Origin of the sequence: Paenibacillus sp. KN14-4R (assembly GCF_052180255.1) — a bacterium.
GTDB lineage: Bacteria > Bacillota > Bacilli > Paenibacillales > NBRC-103111 > Paenibacillus_AM.
On the sequence record NZ_CP197466.1, the window covers coordinates 2207046 to 2227834 of the forward strand.

The following is a 20789-nucleotide window of genomic DNA, read 5'->3' on the forward strand; positions in this document are numbered from 1 at the left end:
GCAAGGTTCATTCTTGCACCACCATTTTTTTTGTTTTTTGATGTTCAGTGAAAATAAACTTTTAGACTGATTGGGCCCATCAAGCTCCCTCGGGCAGCAGTTCAAAAAGAAAAGGTTTTCTTCAAAAATGAAATTAAGTTACACTAATGATAATTCATAAAAAATCAAGGAGAAATGTTCAGATGCCGAACTACTCAAAAGAAGAATTACTAACTGGTGGAAACGTCTCTAACGTTTTTCGTTCAGGGAATACTGTTAGACGCGAATTAAAGCCTGATAGCACAAAAATTCATACACTGCTAAAACACTTGGAAAACAAAGGCTTCAATTATGCCCCAAAATTTTTAGGAATCGACGAACAAGAAAGAGAAATATTGTCGTTTATTGATGGAGAAGCTGGTAATTATCCTCTAAAAGAATATATGTGGTCGAATGAAGTTTTAATAGAAATAGCGAAAATGCAACGTCTTTATCATGATTCTGTGAGAGATTTTCCTATTGATTCCAGCTGGGAGTGGTTAGATAACACTCCACAAAAAGCAGAAGTATTATGTCATAACGACTTTGCTATTTATAATATAATTTTCAACAATAAGAAGCCTGTAGGGATTGTTGATTTTGACGTTGCTGGACCAGGTCCAATCCTATGGGATTTAGCTTATACGCTTTATACTTGTGTGCCTTTAAGCAGATTTTATATTTCTGAAAAAGGCGAGAGAATCTATTATGATTCTTTATTACACGCAGAATCTAGAAAAGAGAGAGTGAAATTGTTTTTTGAATCATACGGTGAGAAAATACCAAAAGATTATATAGAAATGGTATTGTTACGAATAGAAGGGCTATGCAACACCATAACCAGAAAAGCGAGTGAAGGTCATCATGCTTTTCAAAAGATGATAGATGAAGGTCATCTTGAACATTATCAGAAAGATATTAAATTTATTCGTGAACATGCGAATGAATGGACATAAAATAGTGCATACGAGATCAATAACATAGTAGCAGTCTAGGACTTTATTTTCTCGAATGGTTACTTCAATATGGGATTGAAAACAGGAAAAGAGGGAACGAATGCCTACTATACTGGTTGCTGACGACGATGCGAACATTCGCGAACTCGTCTGTTTATTTTTACGCAATGACGGATTTGCTACAGTAGAAGCTTCTGACGGTAAGGAAGCACTGACCGTCTATGCCTCGACGCAAGTCGATCTTGTCGTACTTGATATTATGATGCCGATTATGGATGGTTGGACGTTATGTAAAGAGCTCCGAAAAGCCAATCCTGATCTTCCGTTACTTATGCTGACTGCGAGAGGCGAAACATGGGAGAAAGTGAAAGGTTTCGAACTTGGGACGGATGATTATTTGACGAAACCATTCGATCCGTTGGAGTTGACGGTTCGTGTTAGAGCCTTACTGAAAAGAAACCGGATTGGTTCCACACAGATGATCCACATTGGTAATATCATTCTTGATCGGCAGACATATAAAGTAATGAGAGGGACGGAGTCGCTTATGTTGCCGCTCAAGGAGTTCGAATTGCTGTATAAGCTCGCTGGAACACCAGGACAAGTCTATACACGCGAGCAGTTGATCGATCAAATCTGGGGGATCGATTACGCTGGAGATGATCGGACGATAGACGTACATATCAAACGCTTGCGCGAACGGTTCGCGTCTACACCAGATTTTCGTATCGAAACGGTACGTGGGCTTGGCTACCGGCTTGAGGTGTACGAATGATCAGATCCTTATATACCCGCGTCGTTCTGACATTTCTGGTCTCCGTAATCGGAGGCACGATCCTTTCCTTTTTTGTGGCAACTTGGGTATTTAAAGATAAATTGAACGAGAACTTGCAAATCCCCCTACTTTACTTCGGCCAGGACATCGCACGGATTTACGAGACATTTCCATTACATGAAGCGGAAACATTCGTACACGGAATGAACCAGCTCAAATCCTATCATATTCGAATTTACGATGAAACGGGTCAGTTCCAGTCTTACGGAACCCTTAACGGGGAAAATCCTGCCTCTGTGACGATGGAACAAATAAAAAAAGTACTAGATGGAGGAGTTGTTCAAGTCAATCCGATTGGTGTTTCTACTATTCTCTTAGGATTGCCGGTGACAACTGAAATGGGAACGAAAGCGATGTTTGTAGAACCGATCGCCCCTCCGTCCACCTCTTTTATCATAAAGTGGATTTTGAACTTTTCAACCTATTCGTTGATAGCAGGAAGCCTAGTGATTCTGGTTGCTGCGATGTTCCTAATCAGACCGATCAAAAAGCTGACAAAAGCAACTAGGCAGATAGCAGTTGGAGATTTCAACGTCAAGTTGAATATTAAGCAAAAGGGTGAGCTAGGTGCTTTGGCCCGGAGCTTCGAGGACATGACGCACGATCTGCAAGAACTTGAGCAGATGCGTAGGGAATTCGTATCCAATGTGTCACACGAAGTTCAGTCACCACTAACCTCAATATCCGGTTATGCTATAGCGCTCAAGCAAGTAGATATCTCAGATAACGAACGAAGCCGTTATCTTGATATTATCATCGCTGAAGCGAAGCGGATGTCCAAGATGAGCGATAGCCTGCTCAAGTTGAGTTTGCTTGAATCGCAGTCACAGCAATTGCGGTTGGTCACGTTCAGCCTTGATGAACAGATTAGACGAGTCATCGTCGCGATCCAACCACAATGGTCGACTCGTAACATCCGTTTCGAGCTCAATTTGAAGGACGTACAACTAATGGCTGATCATGATCTATTAAACCAGGTATGGACGAACATACTCGGCAATAGCATCAAATTTTCCAAGGATGGCGGCGTGATTAGCGTAAGCATCAAACAAGATATCAAAAACGTGACAGTTCGAATATCCGACATGGGCATTGGTATTTCCCTCGAGGACCAGAAGCGTATATTCGAGCGGTTTTTTAAGGCCGATCGTTCCCACAATCGTAAGTATGGCGGTAGCGGTATGGGACTTGCCATCGTTAAACAGATCGTATCACTCCATCAAGGGGATATCCGGGTGGAAAGTGAACCAGGCCGAGGAACGACCGTCATTGTCACCATGCCAATCACAACGCCAACAGATTAGTTAGATTCATATGGTATCAATCGGATTTTCTAAACGCTGTCTATGTATCCTCCATGCTTCGGCATCATGTGCAAGCTTCCTTACATGTGACGTCGTGGCTTTTTTTGCTTGTTCATACTCCGTTCATATTGTCGTCATATGGAGTACATCTTCGTCGTATAAGCTTTCCTTAGTGGCCCGTTAAGGTAGCCCAATACATAGATGAGGACAGGAGAAGATGAGATTGAAACTAAAAGAAGAGGTAATGAAAAAGAGGATGGGCACGAGAATGAAAAAAACGCTTATCATAATACTTAAATCAATAGGAGTTATAGCTATAGCCATAGCACTTTTTCTAGCCATTGTTTTTATCGTTAATATGATCTGCAACAAATCGGAGCAGGGGAAAATAGAACCCTATGGTCAGTCTGTAAACGTCGATGGGAAAAATATGAATGTTTTGATTCAGGGACAAGGCGAAGAAACCGTCGTGCTCCTGCCTGGTTTTGGAACAGCAACACCAGGGCTTGATTTTAAGCTTCTTATCGATGAATTATCTCCATTTTACAAAGTTGTCGCGATTGAGCCTTTCGGTTATGGATTAAGTGATGAAACTGAAAAAGAGCGAACCACGGAGAATATCGTAAGTGAAGTTCATGAAGCTCTACAGCAGCTTAATATTAACCGATACACGCTCATGGGCCACTCCATTACAGGCATTTACGGAATTGATTATGTGAACAAATATCCAAACGAGGTGAGTGCATTCGTCGGAATCGATAGTAGTGTTCCAACACAACCGGGTATGGATGTTAAATTCCCATTAAAGACGTTTTCATTTCTCCAAAAATCAGGTCTCTTAAGATTGACCATGAAAATAAGTGCTGACCCCTATGCTGGTCTGGCATTTGATGAAAAAACCGTAGAGCAAATGAAAATGATTTCGAATAAAAACATGTATAATGACACAACCTTGAATGAGATGGACCATATTTCTTCTAATTTTAAAGGGGCTCAAGGTTTAACCTTCCCTAAAGATCTTCCACTTCTTCTCTTTGTACAAGCGAATAATGAAGATGTAGCAGGATGGATACCTCTGCATGAAGGGCAGATCAAAGACTCGGTACATGGAAAAGTAGTAACCATGGATGGATCACATTATTTACACCACACCAAATTCAAAGAAATCTCTGAAAACTTTAGGGGATTTATGAAAGAAACAAGCCGTAGCTCACATTCCTAACAAATCTAAATGATTGTGAAGAAGGGATTATGATGATCTCAATATTAGTAATATTGTTACTTCAATCCCTGCGTTCAATCAATTTTTATTAAAAGGTGCGAAACTAGCAAAGGGATCATAACACCTTGATTGGCTTCATGCCTTTCAAGGTTTCTTTTAATAATTCCTCCATTCTAGGGAAATCTAGATTTGAAAATTAATTGTGAGGGGGCAAAATATGAGTACCGAATCACTACGCTTATTCATCGCAATTCCTATCGATGAAAGATGGAGAGAACAATTGACCGAACAATCCATTGCGCTGCAATCAACTCTCACTTTTCAAAAATGGACACACCCTGAAGATTATCATATTACGTTGAAATTTTTAGGTGATACCTCAGTGAGTCAATTGAAACAAATTGAGGAAATACTTGTTAACGTATCTGAAAATACCTGTCCGTTTGAATTAACTGGAAAAGAATGGGGGATTTTCGGTAATCCTGCTGCACCAAGTGTTTTGTGGGCTGGTGTGGGAGGGGATCTGATTTCATTAACAAGCTTATACAAAAAAATAGATGATGGTTTAGAGGGGCTTTTCGTCAAAGAAACACGCAATTTTAGCCCTCATTTAACAATAGCTCGCCGTTATAAAGGTAAAGTCCCATTTACAATTCCTGACACCCCAGATTCGATCATAAATTGGTCGGTTAACGAAATTAAGCTTTATCAAAGTCATCTGCAAAAAAAGCCAATGTACGAAGCTATAGCCACTTATATATTAGGTAAAAAAGGTTGAGTGAAATTGTTATTAGACTTCAGGGGAACATTTAAGTTCAACGGACATGAGTCATTCATTTGGTTCTTTATTATATACTACCTCACAAAATCCGTATTTTGTACATATGTATATAAATCGATTTAATGCCTAGTAACTACTGAATTTTCATTTACACGCCTTCATGCCCGTCTCTGCCACGAATCTTACAATGCATCTGTTCTATTAAATATATCCTTACCGCTTCCTTAACAGCCTCTGGATCATCATCCCAAGAAACCTTTCTGGCCTTGTAGTAACTTTTGTACTTTAACCAATAAAAGAATGGTTCTAAGGTGTTTAAATATGCGATTACGGAACTCTCACTGATCCTGTTGAACTGATCGTGATAAAACTCTGTAAGAGGAATGAACGCCTCTTTCTTATCGTCAAAAACAATGAGACGATATTTGCTGTTCACTCCTTCAGGACAATATGTATGAAAAAACGAAGCCATTTACTCCACTACCCCCACCTTCATTTACACAAAAAAAGGACATTTCCGTTCCAACGAAACGGATGTCCACATATGATGTGTAACACTATATGAAAATACAGTAGAATCATAGACTCGTCAACAAAACTTAGAAATTAATATTATATAGTATTTTGTACATATGTCCTTAAATCTGCTTGATCCCTTATTGTTGCTGTTCCCATCTATCTTGTCTAGCGACATAAATGTTCCTACATTAATGACATAATTTTACCTACATTACTACTACATATTATACATCAAAAAAAATAACACATAAATCCGCGCTACATTCTCTTTTGTAACTACAGTTTATGCAGAAGAGACTCATCTAGCGCCCAAAACAGAGCAAGCACAAGTACTCTCTGTTCAAGAAGGCTTGACTAGCTTAAATGTTTCACAGGAAGAAGCAGAACAAGCGGCGAAGATTGCTATCTCTAATTCGGTTTATAATGAAGCATGGAAAGAGGCTATTTACACACTCCAAGAAAAGCTTTACGATGAAAACGATCAACTAGACGCCTATTTGTTCCATTTGATTTTGAATAAATCTGTAAAAGGTTATATTATTATTGCTGGCACTAAAGACCTCCCACCTGTTCTTGAATACGGGGAATATACAAATCAGGAATTTTTCCAAAAGAAACCTGATGAAAAACTGTATTATTTAGGAGCGTTTCAGATCATCAGTGCAAAAAATGGTAGCGACCTTAAACAGAAAATACTATCAAAACATCAAGAGAATAGTATGATTAATAAAGACGGGATCAGTCCCATCAACAAAAATGAAATTAACGAAAATATTGTCTTTAAGAGATTAACCTCCAGTAATGAAAACATCAGTAAATGGAGTGAATACCTCAAAACAAAAAATACTACTTCTTCATTTGCCACTGCAACAACTAATAAGGTATTGAATGTTACAAGATTATGGCAACGGATGAAAGGTATAACCTTTTACGATTCTGCATGTGCAGCAACAACGGGTGCTATGATCTCAAACTACCTTTCTAATTACTCGGTCCGAGATAGCAGTTATTATGGTGGTGATGCAGCATTTATTAATCACTTGTATACTGAATACAATTCAAGCGGATTCGGAACTTCTATGAGTGGTTACCGTACAGGCATGGTGCTCCATTTAAATCACGAGTTCCCTGGACCAATTTTTACGTGGACAGTCAGTTCATTCAGGGGGTCCGATTCTGATGCATGGACGAAATACGTTGGTCGAATTGATAATAATAGGCCTGAGGCAATTAGATTTGACTTAAATTCAAGTACAACTTTTGCTAGTTATCATTTTGTTGCAGGCATCGGATATGATACATCTAACAAGACAGTTGGCGTTAAGGATCCGGATGCAGGACAATATAACACAGGTACCCAATGGTTTTCTTGGGATGCAAATAAAGATTACATTGAATTAACCCTATCTAAGTATAACGGTTATTAAGTTATTAAAAGCTCCTTCCCCTCCCACCAATTAAAATGTTTTAAGGAGACAAATGAATAAACCAAAAAAGTATCTAATATTGATATTGCTCGCATTTTTGACAGGTTGCATTCCCGAAAGTTATAAAACCGCTCATACTATTCATAAATATAAAGGCGAGAATAACCACTGGAACATCATGTTGTCAGTAATAGCACACAATCCAAAGAGCTTAACAATTCCACACTTATTGGAAATACAATCGAAGGATACGATGGATGATAGTGCCACTTTCGAAATACCACTTTACAATATTGAAGGAAATGTAAGGAAAGAACAAACTCTATCTTTCGACTATCAAATCGATTCCGACAGTTCAATCGAACCAATCGTAATCATCATCCATTCTAAATATGGAACTGAAGAGATTCCTTTGAAATACTGGACTGCCATGGTTAGATCCACCGGATATGGAAATAGATTAAATGATAACTAATATGGATACAGTGCATTGATGCATGCGCTGTATTTTTGTTTATGTAATCCCGTATAAAGATAAAGGATGTTTTTCAAAGAGATTTTATAGGCCTTATTTTGATAATCTAATCCTTGGAAATCACTCCAGGTCAAGTAGCACCATTAATACTTCATCTTGTCTGCTTGATCTTCACTATGTGTTTTAGAACGTATTGGAAATTAGCATATAGTACGAGTTAAACTTGAATAAACTTGGGTGTTTTTCCATATAAACTAACAACCGAGACAATGTTGGTAATATTATGTCAAATAACGATAATGTAGGAACATTTATGCGCTTTCGTATGACATAAATGTTCCTACATAAAAAAGAAAAGCCTGATTTGTCAAGCTTTCTATCGCAAAGTTATGTTGGCACTTTTGTGTCATTGGACAATGTGTCACAATATATATGCTGTTTTCCCTTTTAAAAACTAAGTATTCATATTGTAGAAAAACCGTCCCTCTTTTAAAGGGACGGTTCGTTAGGTTTGAACTTAAATCTGGAAGTTGTATGGCCATTTGGGATATTGTTAAATTATCGCTTAACTCTCAGCTGTCTCATGCTATTCAGGATGACCAGGATGGGAACTCCCGTGTCACTGAGAACAGCAATCCAATAAAGTAAGTCCGGGAAAATCAGAATCAGTAATTATTCCTCCAAGGCTCTGGTTATCGACAACAGCTCCTCTTCCGTTCCGTGGAAGGCTCGGACATGAGTCACGCTAGGCTTGCCTTCGATAACAAAAAACCGGATCCTATCGCATCGTGTTGAGAAAGGTCTGGGTTTGTTTAAATTAGGTATATTAACGGATTGTTGGTTAAAAGAATCCCTCCATCTATCTTGCGACCAGCGTTACCTTCGAGATCAGAAAAAACCTTCACCCTATAAATCCCCTCATTAGGGAATGTTAACAATTCAGAAATCCGATCTTGTTGAATCTTGGCTTGGATGGACGTAACCTGTTTAAAGAAGCCTTTATCCCACTGTTCTATGGTTAACAAAAGACTACTTCCAACAGCTGGTGATACCGAACCTTCTATTTTGTAGTTGGGCGCTGTCGTTCTCGAATATCCACCGGTAGGTGATTTTAATACTAATCGACTGTATCTGCTCTCAGGGGTTGGAACTTGCACCTCCAAGGGGAACACTTCAAAGGGAGACATTTTCAACGTTTTCTGATCATAGCTGTGTTCAGAATCATAAGAGGGGTATAGCAGATCTAATTTTTCCTTTAAATTCTTAATGAAAGTTACAGATTCTGCCCTTGTTAGGGAATCTTGCCCTTGGTAACCCTCAACCGTAGGTGCAGTCTTCCCTTTTGATAGACCACTATCTAACAAAAACCGGATTGAATCATCAAAATTATAATTTCTACCATTTGCATTTGTTATAAGCTTCGCAACATAATTCCGCGTCTCGACGATATCATAGTTGGCACCCGTAAGATAGTTGGCCGAAGGAGGGTTGATAATGCTTCCTCCCCATCCCATATCAAACGCAAACTTGATATAAGGAGCCCCCCAATAGTCTCCATCGACCGTTGGAAGCTGATTTTTATTTACATAAGCTCGAACTAGCATTGCAACAAATTCGGTCTGAGTCACTGCTGCTTCTGGTTTAAAAGTACCGTCTGGATAACCCGCAACGATTCCTTGATCAAGAGCCCATTCGATATTAGCATAACCCCAGTAATCCTTCGATACATCTTTAAATTTCATGCTTTCACCATGTACGGTTGAAACAAACATGGGAATCACCATAGCCAAGGCCAATGCTGTGGATAGAATAGCCTTTTTTGAGAATCTCATCGACATTTCAATCCTTCCGTATTAGTAATTATTCAAAACTTATAGACGCAATCTTAACAAAAATGATTCTCAAAAAAGGAATTATTTATTATGAGTGCTTTGCATCATTTAGCTTCTGGTTATAAGCGGGCATAAGTACACTTGATGAACAACAGAAAAATCTTTCTCGCTCTGCGTAAATCTGCCCGTTAGTTAAACAATTTAATTGCCTTTATTCAATATGAAAGTTACCAATTACGGTTTTACCATCAACATCATATAGTGGGATATCACGACCACCTGGGGATTTACTGTTCTGTATGGCTATAGCTTCCGCGGGTGTCTTTGGCTGCTCACCTTCTATATCTTTCCTCAGCAAATATCCCACAGTGCCGTTCACACCTACTGCACTAATTAAATCAGGTCTCGTTTCATAGGAAGTAGCATCTGCGGCAGAACCGTATGTCTGTCCGTTTTCATTTTTAGGATAGATATGAACTTTTATTGGGCTTTGATTCATCGTGGTTTTAACATCTCTGCTCTGGAACACTATCGCACTTCCCACTGCGCAAATAAAAACAGCACCAATGAGTATTCTGATCCCTATCGGATTCGCACGCATATTAATCACTCCCCCAAAATTACTCAATTTAGACTGTATAGCCATACATCCTGAACTTTTCATATTATATACGATTCCAAATATTGGAAAATTGCGCAAATCTGCCCGTTAGCTCAATAATGATTATTTTTCTATTTTAACAACTATCCGCGTCAATGTAGGTAACTTTGTGTCAAATAACGATTATGTAGGAACTTTTGTGTCATTGGACAATTGATGCTTATAATTCACAACTTAATAAGAAATCATTTTTTTGTTGAATTACCGGGCTTTTCTACGTGTTTTGTGACTTCTAATATAGCCTTTTCATATCCCGTTGCATTTCCAGGAAAGGAATCCATGATGTAGCGAATCTCACCTTTCTTTAGTGGTGTATCAGAAGTCCATGAATATTCACCGATCATTTTTTTATTACTATCATAAAACTTTATGTTAAATTGAAGATCATAAATGTTATTTTCATCTGTTGAATCAACAGAAACGGCAGCCTTGATTAACGTATGTCCCCCATCGACTGCAAGATTAATGATTCCAGCGTGAATAGTAGGAAAATGATCGTCTTTAAGGAATACCGTATTGGGTGGATAGTATCCAATATTTATTCTCTTTTTTGAGTCATCATAATTAACATAAGCACCCAAGTTTTCGGCTATAAAACGAACAGGTACGTAAGCATGACCTTTATAGTTAAATGTTTCATATTCGCTGTTAAGTTGTCGTAATTCTGCATTAAAACCATAATCAACAGGAAACAAGTACGCTTCAATTTTATCAGAAGCATAAGCACCGACAGAGCCAAGTAAAAGACCTCCGCATACAAAACCCAAAATAAATTTTTTCATAAAACTTCATCTCCTTAGTAATTTTATATCAGGTGTGACAAGCTAGGTATGACAGAGCATTCATGAATGACTATTGGCATAATTTCGAGTAAAGATGTTTGAGAGTTAACGGCTATTTCGAATGAGCAAAATTTTACACGATTTTTGCCGAAGTTTATTTTGTAGAGATCACTCTATTGGATCTCCTCTTCATTTATCAATCTGTCTCATATAACAACGCTTTTAAGCGTAAATAGTTGCGATCATTAAAGTTTATTTAATGATTCATATTCCCCTAATCAGATGCAAACTGAAAAAATGAATGTCAGATCGATCATATTATGTTTGATATTAGGTAGATTTCCCCTAGAGTTATATATCATCATTATGGTCAACCACATTGAATTTCGGAAACTTATATGGAATTCGTGTTCATGATGAATCCGTTTTTGATAAAAGTCTTCGCCTTATCACCCTCGCCTGCTCCTATACAATGGGACACCTTGATCCCCGTACCGATCGTAATCATCGTGGACAAAGCGGTTGCTAAATTAATAAAGAAGCTCGCCGTCCCAATGGCTGCAACAGGACCACTTCCTAGCTGACCCACCCATATCATATCGACAAGCCCATACGTCGTGGAGATAAAGTTCGTTGCTATGATCGGAAGGGTTAGCTTCATCAAAGTCGGCATAATCTGCCCTTGGGTTAAATCCGTTGTGCCTTTCATATTACGTACTCCTTCATGCTCTAAGTAAAAACCGACCATAAGGGTCGGTTCGATAGTGAGTCCTTTTCCTAGTTCTCGTACAACTTTTGAAGTGATTCTCTCTGGGGAGCTTTTAAATTTATTACGTTCCGGATACTTTTCGCTTTTGCCTCGGCTTCATCGATTGTCGATGATTGACCTAATTCAATTAATGTACCAACCGCGACAGTTCCTGTTCTACCTTTACCTCCGCCACAGTGAAAGGCTACCTTCTTACCGTTTTTGTAGGCAGTTATCACTTCATCGATTGCTTTTTTAAATAACAATTCTTGGCTTTCCTTTGCATTGTCCCCAAGTGGTATCTGAACCCATTCTGCAGATGCTCCAGGGTATGCACACTCAGTCACTTCCCCACGAAGATCTACAATGACTTGAATTCCTTCATTCTTGACCATAGCTTCGACATCGGCAGCGCTCCCCATGTAAATCTTGTCTTCATGGAGCGCATGGTAATCCTTATGTTCTGTCATTTAGATCTTCTCCCTTTTGAATCATCTTTATCTCCCTATTTACCTTCTTGAACAAACTGCGCAATACGCTCTTTAATGGAATCGCGAACCGTACGGAACTGAGCAATAATTTCCTCTTCAGTACCTGTGGTTTTTGCTGGATCGTCGAACCCCCAGTGCCATCTTTGCGCTTTATTGTTACGAGCAACAGGACAGTTATCATTGGCATGACCGCATAGGGTGATAATGAAATCTGCTTCAGACAATACATCAGGATCGATGACATCTGATGTGTGATTAGAAATATCAATACCTACCTCTTTCATGGTTTGAACGGCACGAGGGTTCAGGCCGTGTGCTTCAAGACCTGCGCTTTTCACTTCATATTTATGACCTCCAATGGCTTGTAAAAAGCCGTCTGCGATCTGACTCCGGCAAGAATTTCCTGTGCACAAAAAGTATACGAGCGGTTTCTTCCCCATGGAAAAATTCTCCTCAATATTATAGTTTTATGTGATTCTTAGTTAAGCATCCTAATGACTTTTTTTCTTTTGTTTGCTGTTTAAAGTCAATTTAATAAGCATGGCGATTACAGCTATTGCAATCGTTATCGCAACAATAACAAACCAAATGTTTACATCGGTTGAGTGAGTAAAGTAAAGCCATAAATACAATCCAGTAAGCGTAATGAACAGCGTTGGGATGGTAAGAATAATACCGCTTTTGAAATAATACCCCCATGTAATTTTGATGCCTTTACGTGAAAGGACATGAAGCCAAAGTAATGTTGCGAGTGAACCGATAGGCGTAATTTTCGGACCTAAATCACTTCCAATTACATTGGCATATATAAGAGCTTCCCGAATGATACCGTCCGTCTGTGTGCCTTTAATGGCAAGAGCATCTATCATAACAGTTGGCATGTTATTCATAATAGAAGAAATGATTGCAGCAATATAGCCCATTCCCATTGTCGCTGCCCATAGCCCTTGATCTGCTACCCTTTGAATAATTGTGCCTAGCAAATCTGTTAATCCAGCATTACGTAGTCCATAGATGACAACATACATCCCGATGGAGAACACCACTACAGCCCACGGTGCGTCTTTGATCAGTTTTGAGGTTTGGATCGCCGGGCTTCTTCTTGCAGCAATAATAAATAGTATTGCGACAATACCTGCAACGACGGAGACTGGGACACCGATAAACTCACTCGATAAGTAAGCTACCAATAAGATGCCTAGAATCACCCATGAGAGACGGAATAGTCTTACATCTTTGATGGCTTCACGAGGCGCTTTGAGTTCTGACACATCATAATCATTTGGGATACTCTTACGGAAATACAAATACAATACGATAATGCTAGCAGCCAGAGAAAAGAAATTTGGGATAATCATCCGACTTGCATACTGTAAAAATGTAATTCCGAAATAATCGGCTGATACGATGTTCACGAGATTGCTTACAACCAATGGCAGTGATGTCGTATCTGCTATGAACCCACTTGCCATGATAAATGGTAGTATCATCTTGTCATCGAATTTTAACGCTCGAACCATCGCTAGGACGATAGGTGTTAATATCAAGGCTGCGCCATCATTTGCAAATAACGAAGCTACAGCCGCACCGAGCAAAATGACGTACACGAACATAAGTTTTCCATTACCCTTCGCAAGACGCGCCATATGAAGCGCGGACCATTCGAAGAAGCCGATCTCGTCTAATATCAGTGAGATAAATATGATGGCAACAAAGGCAAGCGTTGCGTTCCACACAATACCCGTTACTGTCCATACATCCGTGAATGATACGACACCAAAAATCAAGGCAAGAATGGCTCCACCGGCCGCGGACCAACCAATATTAAGTCCTTTAGGTTGCCATATGACAAAGGTGAGTGTAACTAAGAATAGTAGTATAGCTAAAAAGGTCATGATTCCTCCAGAACTTCACAGCAGCCTTTTACTGTATTTATTTGTTCACTCATGTCTGGCAAGTTCTCGTAAATGCCATTGAGGTATGGTTTGTCTGTAGGGATAAGCGAATAATATACCCATTGACCTCTTTTGTTTTCATGTACGATGCCAGCAGTTTTTAATTTGCGTAGATGCTGACTGGCGTTTGGTTGCGACATTCCTGTAATTTCCGTAATATCACAAACGCAAAGCTCCCGTTCTTTTAACAGAGCAACAATCGACAGTCTCGTTTTATCTGCCAACAATTTAAGATCTTCTGAAATTTGTTGAATGCGATCATCCATATGTGACCACCTCCTCAGAATTAATTATTGTGCTTCTTAGTCGTCTTTTTACTCCTAATCAACACCTCACATTTTCGAGTATATAATTGATTAATTATATAATCAAGTGATTATTTAATATTTGCAAAAAATAGTATTTAAAATCTAATGCGATGTAAAAGCTTACGAACGATAAATTCTGAGACAAGCTAGGTATGTCAGAGCATTCATGAATGACTATTGGCATAATTTCGAGTAAAGATGTTTGAGAGTTAACGGCTATTTCGAATGAGCAAAATTTTACACGATTTTTGCCGAAGTTTATTTTGTAGAGATCACTCTATTGGATCTTCCTCTTCATTTATCAATCTGTCTCATATAACAACGCTTTTAAGCGCAAATAGTTCCCCTAATCAGATGCAAACTGAAGAAAGGAATGTTAGATCGATCATAGCTATGGTTACTACTGCCTTCACCATTCGGGACATGAACCCTAGAGATAGCGCCCATGCTGGGCGCACACAAAAAAGGAACCGGTTTAAATGTGAATAAACCGTTCCATTTTTTTACTAATATTCTTTTCAATAAACACGATAACGTTCCAGTAACTTCTATACCCCAGATTCCGTAAATACTTCTCTATAGAACCTATAGTTTTGTCGACCTTTTGTAAATAAAGTTGAAAAATAATCAAACTGAATAGGTAACACAATTATTTGCTCAAATGTTTCCTGCATCACAGCGCTTGTAATCAGACCAATATCAAACCATCACCATCTACTCTGATTCGTTTTGCATGTATATCAACCTTAACTACTACACCTATAACCTTTAGGTCTTCGAATGAATCGTATAGGCTTAACTCAACCGGGTGTCGATATTGTAGCGATTGGTTAATAGCATAGTTGATCTCTTGTAGTCCCTGCTCGTCAAACTCTGATTTGGTCTTGCGTTGCTTATCTCTCGCGTAATCCAGCATCATTGACTTGTGCTGCGGGATAATCATTCTGCTGGATTCCCACAGTCCATTGTGTTGCCCATATCCGCACCCCTTTAATTCTGATGCGACTATTATATCACGAACAATTGTTCTATATAAATAAAAAAAGCACCCGTAGGCGCTCATAGTACTTGAAGTTGTTACTATTATGTTTTATCAATTCAATCAGCCTTTGTTTTATTCACCATAAGGAACCGGGGTGTTAGTGGAATTTAAAAACCACCACATATCGTACAGCTAATAATTACCAAAAGAATAAAAAGAACTAAGATTGAACTTGTGGATGTTCCAAATCCAAATCTTCCTAAGCCTCCAATTTCACCCATATAAAACCCCTCCTTCCATCATTCGAGATATTATATGTCCTATAAACTGTTCTGATTGGATGAATGTACGAGGTTATTCGTTTATTTGATTTATAGGGAAAAAACGAACACCTGTTATGATGAAAGGTTTTACCTCTTAACACACTTAATCTTCGAACAATATTTTGCTAATCCATCCCAATGGCCCCATATACAACCCTGACATAAAGCAGGTTGCTTTTTCTTTACTGGTTCATGTGGGGTTAATAATTTACTCATGACTTAACCTCTTTCTTGTGATAATCAAATAACTATTAAAGATTACCCAGTAAGCAAGTACGTTTTACGCTGAAATATAAAAAAGCCACTCGAATGAGTGACCTTTTCTAATTATGTACTTATAAGAAGTTTCATTGAATCAAATAATCCTGTCATTCTAAAATCATGCATTCTTCTTTTCTTCTTCAAGTTCTTTCTCTTCTTCATTCAATTCTTCACTACGCTCAGCCATCTGAATTGTTTTCTAAATGATAACGCATCATTTCCCCCTCCCCGCCATCATATAATGCTAAAAATGACATATTTCGGAGGTGCTGACGGAATGGGCAATGTGCTGAACACAGTAGATGAGGAAATCGGGCGGCTGACGGCATTCTTGATTCAGCAGCAGCAGCAAGACGGGTCCTGGAATTTTTGTTTTGAGAACGGGATCGTTATTGATGCATATGTCATCATTCTCTTTCGGATATTGAACGTACAGAATGAAGCTTTGATCCGGCAGCTGCATGATCGAATCCTAGAACGGCAGCAGCAGGGTGGCTTCTGGACATTATATCCCGATGAAGAGGGAGGGAACTTATCCGCATCGGTCGAGGCTTATTACGCTCTGCTCTACTCCGGGTACAGCGAGATAACGGACGAGCCGATTCAGCGGGCCAAACGTTATATACTGTCCAAAGGCGGTCTTGGAAAAGTTAACAGCATTTTGACGAAAGCCATCCTCGCCGCTACAAGGCAATGCAAATGGCCCTTATCGATCTCGTCGATCCCGCTGGAGGTACTACTGTTCCCTAACTATTTCCCCATCAACTTTTTTGACTTTTCCGGCTACTCAAGGGTTCATGTCACCCCTATGCTCATCATGGCCGATCTGCGCTTTTCGATCACAACAGCTCATGCCCCTGATCTGTCCGATCTCAAGGACCCGCGTTTTGACGCAGATGAACCAATCTCCCGGGGATATCAGGAGATGCAGGAGGACATTCAAGCAGGTCTAAACAGACTCCTTGGCACCGCCCAATACATCCATGAAGCCGCCAAGACCAAGGCGAAAAAGTTCATGCTCCAGCGGATTGAATCCGACGGTACCCTTTACAGCTACGCCAGTAGTACAATTCTCATGATTTTCGCCTTACTGGCTCTGGAATACGATCAAAATCACCCGCTCATCACGCGCGCCATACAAGGACTCACAGCGATGCAGTGCCGTTCTGATGATAAAATAACGATTCAGAACTCCCCCTCTACCGTGTGGGATACGGCTCTAATCGCCTACGCATTGCAGAGTGCTGGGACTGCCGGTGATCATACGTCGATTCGAAGTGCTGCTTCGTATCTGCTGTCCAGACAGCAGTATAAAACCGCCGATTGGAGCATCCATAATCCGGATACGGTACCCGGTGGATGGGGGTTTTCCGAGTCGAATACGATCAATCCGGACGTGGATGACACAACGGCAGCTTTACGGGCCATCCAAAGTTTGTCGAGTACCGCTCCGACGTATCTGGAATCGTGGAATCGTGGACTGAATTGGGTTCTGTCCATGCAAAATAAAGACGGCGGCTGGCCGGCATTCGAAAAAAATACCAACAAAAAAATGCTCACTTGGCTCTCCATCGACGGTGCCAAATCCGCCGCCATCGATCCCTCGGAGGCGGATCTTACCGGTCGCACCTTGGAGTATCTCGGAAACTTTGCCGGGCTTGATGCGCGGCATGAATTCATCAAACGAGGAACGAAATGGCTGATTCATCATCAGGAGAAGGATGGTTCATGGTACGGCAGATGGGGCGTTTGTTATATCTATGGTACGTGGGCTGCATTAACAGGTTTACAGGCTGTCGGTCTTTCGGTAAACCATGAATCGCTGCAAAAAGGGACCAGGTGGCTCTTAAGCATACAGAACCCGGACGGCGGGTGGGGGGAATCCTGTCAAAGTGACCGGATTATGCGTTATGTGGCCTTAGGGGAAAGCACACCTTCCCAAACTGCCTGGGCGCTTGACGCACTTATCGCTGTTCAGCCGCAGCCAACACCAGCGGTAGATCAAGGAATCCTTAGACTTATCACATCTTTGCACGAAAACGATTGGAAGTCCTCTTATCCGACTGGAGCTGGCCTCCCAGGCAACTTTTATTCTTACTATCACAGCTACCGGCTTACACTTAGTCACTATAGAAAGAAATACGGGGGGGCGTAATAGAATACCGATTGCGTGAGTCATCTGTAACAGTGTTATACGAGAAGCAATATTACAGAACGTAGAGCCGACCTATTGTATTTCGTCATTGACCAGTCCGCATGACGGGAATCCTCGTCGATCAAATTTTGGTGGAATCTCGCTTCCTCGTAGTAAGGTAATTACAAATAACTACCCGTTAGCGGAATAAAGGGCTGCCACTTGGCAGCCCTTTTGGTACTGAACTATCATTTCGAGGGAGTTCAACTATAAACTCTTTACTCGCTGCTTTTCTGCGGCTTCAAGAAGGCGTAGAAGATTTCCTTGTCCACCAACCGTACGTTATCTTGGTCCTGTATGGTGTAAACCATACGTCCTGCATCACCAGGGAGCTTAAATACGACCTCAGTAGCGTGGAAGGATTTCATGGTCTCCATGAGGTTCCACACCATACTATAGATCTTGTAGAGCACCTCCTTTTCTTGGCTTGTGTATTCTTCGTGATCGATTTTCAGTTCCAGCGAGTAATAGGTCAACTGGTCGTCGAAGCGTGGAATCAAGCTCCATATGCCCACTTCTTTCCGCTCCGGTAAAGTGTAGAGCTTGTCGAATTGATAATCGAAATTCCTATAAAGCAGGTTTTTGATCTGTTTGAGGGTCTGTTCCTTCAGCACCTTCTCACTCAGTAAATCCGTACTAAAGCCGAAGGGTTTGTATTGATCCTTTTTCACGCCTTCCAAGGTAAACACGTGGTCCATGAAAAAATAAGGGCTTTTATCTTTCGGCAGCCGCTCGTCCTGGTAAATCATGTGTAGCTCATGGATCTTATGCTGCTGACCATCCTCAAAGAAAGCTTTCGCCTTACGAATCGTCTCGTCCATATTAGTTAACGTGACCGGCACGTATTGGCTCGGCTTCTCTCGAAGCGCGTCATCAAAGCTATACAGGTTGCCCGCTTTCACCGCTCCCCAGTACAAGGAGATTAGGTCCTGTGGCCCGATGCCAAAATGCTTCTCCACCAGTTCCGGATAGTGATAGAAATAACGAGTAGTCCGATATTCCTCTCCTAAATTTCCCCAGAATGGTAGCCCACCCTCAGAGTATGCACCATTCTTCCGCTCGGCAATAAAGGTCGTGGTGGGCTCGTTCTTCGGAGCAACGATAAGCGTCTGGTAGCCGTCCTTGTTGCGTTCTAGTCTGTCCGTCACGAGAAATTCGACCCCATGCCGATCCTCCATTTCGCCCAGGATTTTACGTTCGTACACATACCCGCTCTTCGAGAAGAAGTATAAATAAATAATGACGACTATCAAAACCATGATGCCAAAAAAAACCGAAAACCGAACCCTAGTATTCCGTTTCTTGTTGTAGGCATTCACTTTCCTATCAATCCTCTCACTCTTGTATTTATATAGAAAAAAATACCTATTTAAGCATATCGTAGTAAGCAACAATTTGTAAATATTTTCATCCAACATTACGTAATCCTGCTCAATAGCTTAATAAAACAAGGAGCAGCTGCCGCGGCAATCTACTCCTTGTTTCGTTTAACTAACGTGTCCCGTATGTGGTTATTTAAAATATGCTATCAGGTACGTAGTAAATTTTCTGCGTATTTTGTTTATTCACTGGGTCTGTAACTATATTAAAATAAACGTTTCCGTTTTTTGTCTGGACTCCCTCGATTTCATGGGTTCCCACATTTGTAATATTCACAAGGGTTTTGTATACTCCTGTGTTTGAGATCAATGCAATCTGCGGAGTATCACCTTCCGCGCCGCCTGACGTAAATATTTTCGTATCATCGAGCATGTCAACACCCTGGAAAGATCCATTCGGCCTGATTATATCATCGCCCGACTGCGTAAAGGTAGTAACGCAGGCGCTTTCCGCCGCCGCGCTGTCCAATCGAACCTGTTCATTGCTGTCAAGAAGCTTGTTTAATGCTACCGTGTCATAAATGGACCAAGTTACGGTACCTTCTACAGTTTGTACACGGAAAACAGTATGGGTACTGTTCCCGCCGCCATCAACACGGTAAGTCGTACCTAAACTTGTACCGGTCGCATTGGCATAATTCATATAAGTGAATCGATGGAGATCCGTATAATTATATGTCTTGCCAGCCGAGTATTGGAGTCTTGCTACCTGGAGTGACCAGTAATACGATGTTGAAGGATCCGCTTTTGAACTAAAATAAAAATAATTATCACCATTATATGTATACATGTCTAAGGTTTGGCAATGTCCGGTATTGGTGATGGTCATCTCATCAACATAGTTAGCGTCACTTCCATCTATGAGCAATCTTGAAAGATAGCATGTTCCCCCAGATCGCTGAGTCACATAAACATACGTTGAAGCAATGTAAGCTTTTTGAACAGCTAGGTTGTGTTTAAGTCCTTTAAGATTGTATGCGAGTGTTGCCGAGGCGTTTACAGTATTCTCAGGAGTTGCTGCAGATACTGGCAAAACATGCATTGTCGAAATAAGAAATACGAGAACAAAAGATGTCAGTAATTTTAATTGCCTTTTAATAAGGTTTAACGCTTGAAAATTAAACATACGGATACCTCCATTAAATAATGATAAAATAATTGGACAATATTATTGGAATGCCCCTGAAAACTGTACCAAGCGTACCGCTAAAATACGTCTTTGTCTCATCCTGTTCTCATTTCTGACTGGGCTTCATGTGATAGCTTAAGATTACTTACTACTTGTTGGGGTCCCCTCCTTTCTGCATGAACAAAGCTGATGAAAATAAAAAAACCG

General features: G+C 40.3%; 21 protein-coding genes. 8 read left to right on the forward strand and 13 right to left on the reverse strand.

Features of this window, described 5'->3' with window-relative positions; all coding sequences use genetic code 11:
* The first annotated feature begins 182 nt into the window (after positions 1-182).
* The 5 genes from ACSBOP_RS10380 (at position 183) to thpR (ending at position 5113) form a co-directional block, all read left to right on the forward strand.
* On the forward strand, positions 183-974 hold the full coding sequence (locus ACSBOP_RS10380) for an aminoglycoside phosphotransferase family protein (RefSeq protein ID WP_442600468.1): 792 nt from the start codon (positions 183-185) through the stop codon (positions 972-974).
* Positions 975-1074: 100 nt separating this feature from the next.
* Entirely contained in the window at positions 1075-1749 is a 675-nt protein-coding gene (locus ACSBOP_RS10385) for a response regulator transcription factor (RefSeq protein WP_442600469.1), read from the forward strand.
* Positions 1746-3113: a sensor histidine kinase gene (locus ACSBOP_RS10390; protein WP_442600470.1), complete on the forward strand. Its 1368-nt coding sequence runs from the start codon at positions 1746-1748 to the stop codon at positions 3111-3113. Before ACSBOP_RS10385 ends, ACSBOP_RS10390 begins: the two co-directional genes overlap by 4 nt.
* Positions 3114-3357: 244 nt before the next feature.
* On the forward strand, positions 3358-4335 hold the full coding sequence (locus ACSBOP_RS10395; RefSeq protein WP_442604443.1) for an alpha/beta fold hydrolase: 978 nt from the start codon (positions 3358-3360) through the stop codon (positions 4333-4335).
* Positions 4336-4552: 217 nt separating this feature from the next.
* Positions 4553-5113: an RNA 2',3'-cyclic phosphodiesterase gene (gene thpR / locus ACSBOP_RS10400; RefSeq protein ID WP_442600471.1), complete on the forward strand. Its 561-nt coding sequence runs from the start codon at positions 4553-4555 to the stop codon at positions 5111-5113.
* Positions 5114-5264: 151 nt separating this feature from the next.
* Here the strand turns inward: thpR and ACSBOP_RS10405 are convergent, their stop codons facing one another.
* The gene (locus ACSBOP_RS10405) at positions 5265-5588 is read right to left on the reverse strand and encodes a hypothetical protein (RefSeq protein ID WP_442600472.1); all 324 of its coding nucleotides are present in this window, start codon (positions 5586-5588) and stop codon (positions 5265-5267) included.
* Positions 5589-5985: 397 nt separating this feature from the next.
* On the opposite strand from ACSBOP_RS10405, the gene ACSBOP_RS10410 reads away from it, so the two are divergent.
* Both ACSBOP_RS10410 and ACSBOP_RS10415 read left to right on the forward strand, forming a co-directional pair.
* A complete protein-coding gene (locus tag ACSBOP_RS10410) occupies positions 5986-7062 on the forward strand; it encodes a hypothetical protein (protein ID WP_442600473.1) in 1077 nt (358 codons plus the stop codon).
* 52 nt (positions 7063-7114) lie between these two features.
* On the forward strand, positions 7115-7537 hold the full coding sequence (locus ACSBOP_RS10415; RefSeq protein WP_442600474.1) for a hypothetical protein: 423 nt from the start codon (positions 7115-7117) through the stop codon (positions 7535-7537).
* An 812-nt stretch (positions 7538-8349) separates the two neighbouring features.
* Here the strand turns inward: ACSBOP_RS10415 and ACSBOP_RS10420 are convergent.
* The 10 genes from ACSBOP_RS10420 to ACSBOP_RS10465 form a co-directional block, all read right to left on the reverse strand.
* Positions 8350-9279, reverse strand: coding sequence for an S-layer homology domain-containing protein (locus tag ACSBOP_RS10420; RefSeq protein WP_442600475.1), 930 nt, complete (start codon positions 9277-9279; stop codon positions 8350-8352).
* Positions 9280-9580: 301 nt separating this feature from the next.
* On the reverse strand, positions 9581-9970 hold the full coding sequence (locus ACSBOP_RS10425) for a peptidase M56 BlaR1 (RefSeq protein WP_442600476.1): 390 nt from the start codon (positions 9968-9970) through the stop codon (positions 9581-9583).
* Between the two features lie 245 nt (positions 9971-10215).
* Positions 10216-10812, reverse strand: a complete 597-nt coding sequence (locus ACSBOP_RS10430; protein WP_442600477.1) for a stalk domain-containing protein — start codon at positions 10810-10812, stop codon at positions 10216-10218.
* A 394-nt stretch (positions 10813-11206) separates the two neighbouring features.
* Complete coding sequence (locus tag ACSBOP_RS10435; protein WP_442600478.1) at positions 11207-11521, reverse strand: MATE family efflux transporter; 315 nt, start codon at positions 11519-11521, stop codon at positions 11207-11209.
* 68 nt (positions 11522-11589) lie between these two features.
* On the reverse strand, positions 11590-12030 hold the full coding sequence (locus tag ACSBOP_RS10440) for a protein-tyrosine phosphatase family protein (RefSeq protein WP_442600479.1): 441 nt from the start codon (positions 12028-12030) through the stop codon (positions 11590-11592).
* A 35-nt stretch (positions 12031-12065) separates the two neighbouring features.
* Positions 12066-12491, reverse strand: coding sequence for an arsenate reductase (thioredoxin) (gene arsC, locus ACSBOP_RS10445; protein WP_442600480.1), 426 nt, complete (start codon positions 12489-12491; stop codon positions 12066-12068).
* Between the two features lie 51 nt (positions 12492-12542).
* A complete protein-coding gene (locus ACSBOP_RS10450; protein ID WP_442600481.1) occupies positions 12543-13946 on the reverse strand; it encodes an arsenic transporter in 1404 nt (467 codons plus the stop codon).
* Positions 13943-14272, reverse strand: a complete 330-nt coding sequence (locus tag ACSBOP_RS10455) for an ArsR/SmtB family transcription factor (protein ID WP_442600482.1) — start codon at positions 14270-14272, stop codon at positions 13943-13945. Before ACSBOP_RS10455 ends, ACSBOP_RS10450 begins: the two co-directional genes overlap by 4 nt.
* A 730-nt stretch (positions 14273-15002) precedes the next feature.
* Positions 15003-15377 carry a YolD-like family protein gene (locus ACSBOP_RS10460; RefSeq protein ID WP_442600483.1) on the reverse strand — a complete coding sequence of 125 codons (375 nt, stop codon included), beginning with the start codon at positions 15375-15377 and terminating at the stop codon, positions 15003-15005.
* Positions 15378-15463: 86 nt separating this feature from the next.
* Positions 15464-15577 (reverse strand): sporulation protein YjcZ, encoded by a 114-nt coding sequence (locus ACSBOP_RS10465; RefSeq protein ID WP_442600484.1) that lies wholly within the window; start codon positions 15575-15577, stop codon positions 15464-15466.
* Between the two features lie 580 nt (positions 15578-16157).
* Here ACSBOP_RS10465 and ACSBOP_RS10470 point away from each other — a divergent pair.
* On the forward strand, positions 16158-18035 hold the full coding sequence (locus tag ACSBOP_RS10470; protein ID WP_442600485.1) for a terpene cyclase/mutase family protein: 1878 nt from the start codon (positions 16158-16160) through the stop codon (positions 18033-18035).
* Between the two features lie 257 nt (positions 18036-18292).
* On the opposite strand, the gene ACSBOP_RS10475 is transcribed toward ACSBOP_RS10470, so the two are convergent.
* Together ACSBOP_RS10475 and ACSBOP_RS10480 are read right to left on the reverse strand one after the other, a co-directional pair.
* Positions 18293-19279 (reverse strand): hypothetical protein, encoded by a 987-nt coding sequence (locus ACSBOP_RS10475; protein ID WP_442600486.1) that lies wholly within the window; start codon positions 19277-19279, stop codon positions 18293-18295.
* A gap of 310 nt (positions 19280-19589) precedes the next feature.
* The gene (locus ACSBOP_RS10480; protein ID WP_442600487.1) at positions 19590-20579 is read right to left on the reverse strand and encodes a hypothetical protein; all 990 of its coding nucleotides are present in this window, start codon (positions 20577-20579) and stop codon (positions 19590-19592) included.
* Between the last annotated feature and the right edge of the window lie 210 nt (positions 20580-20789).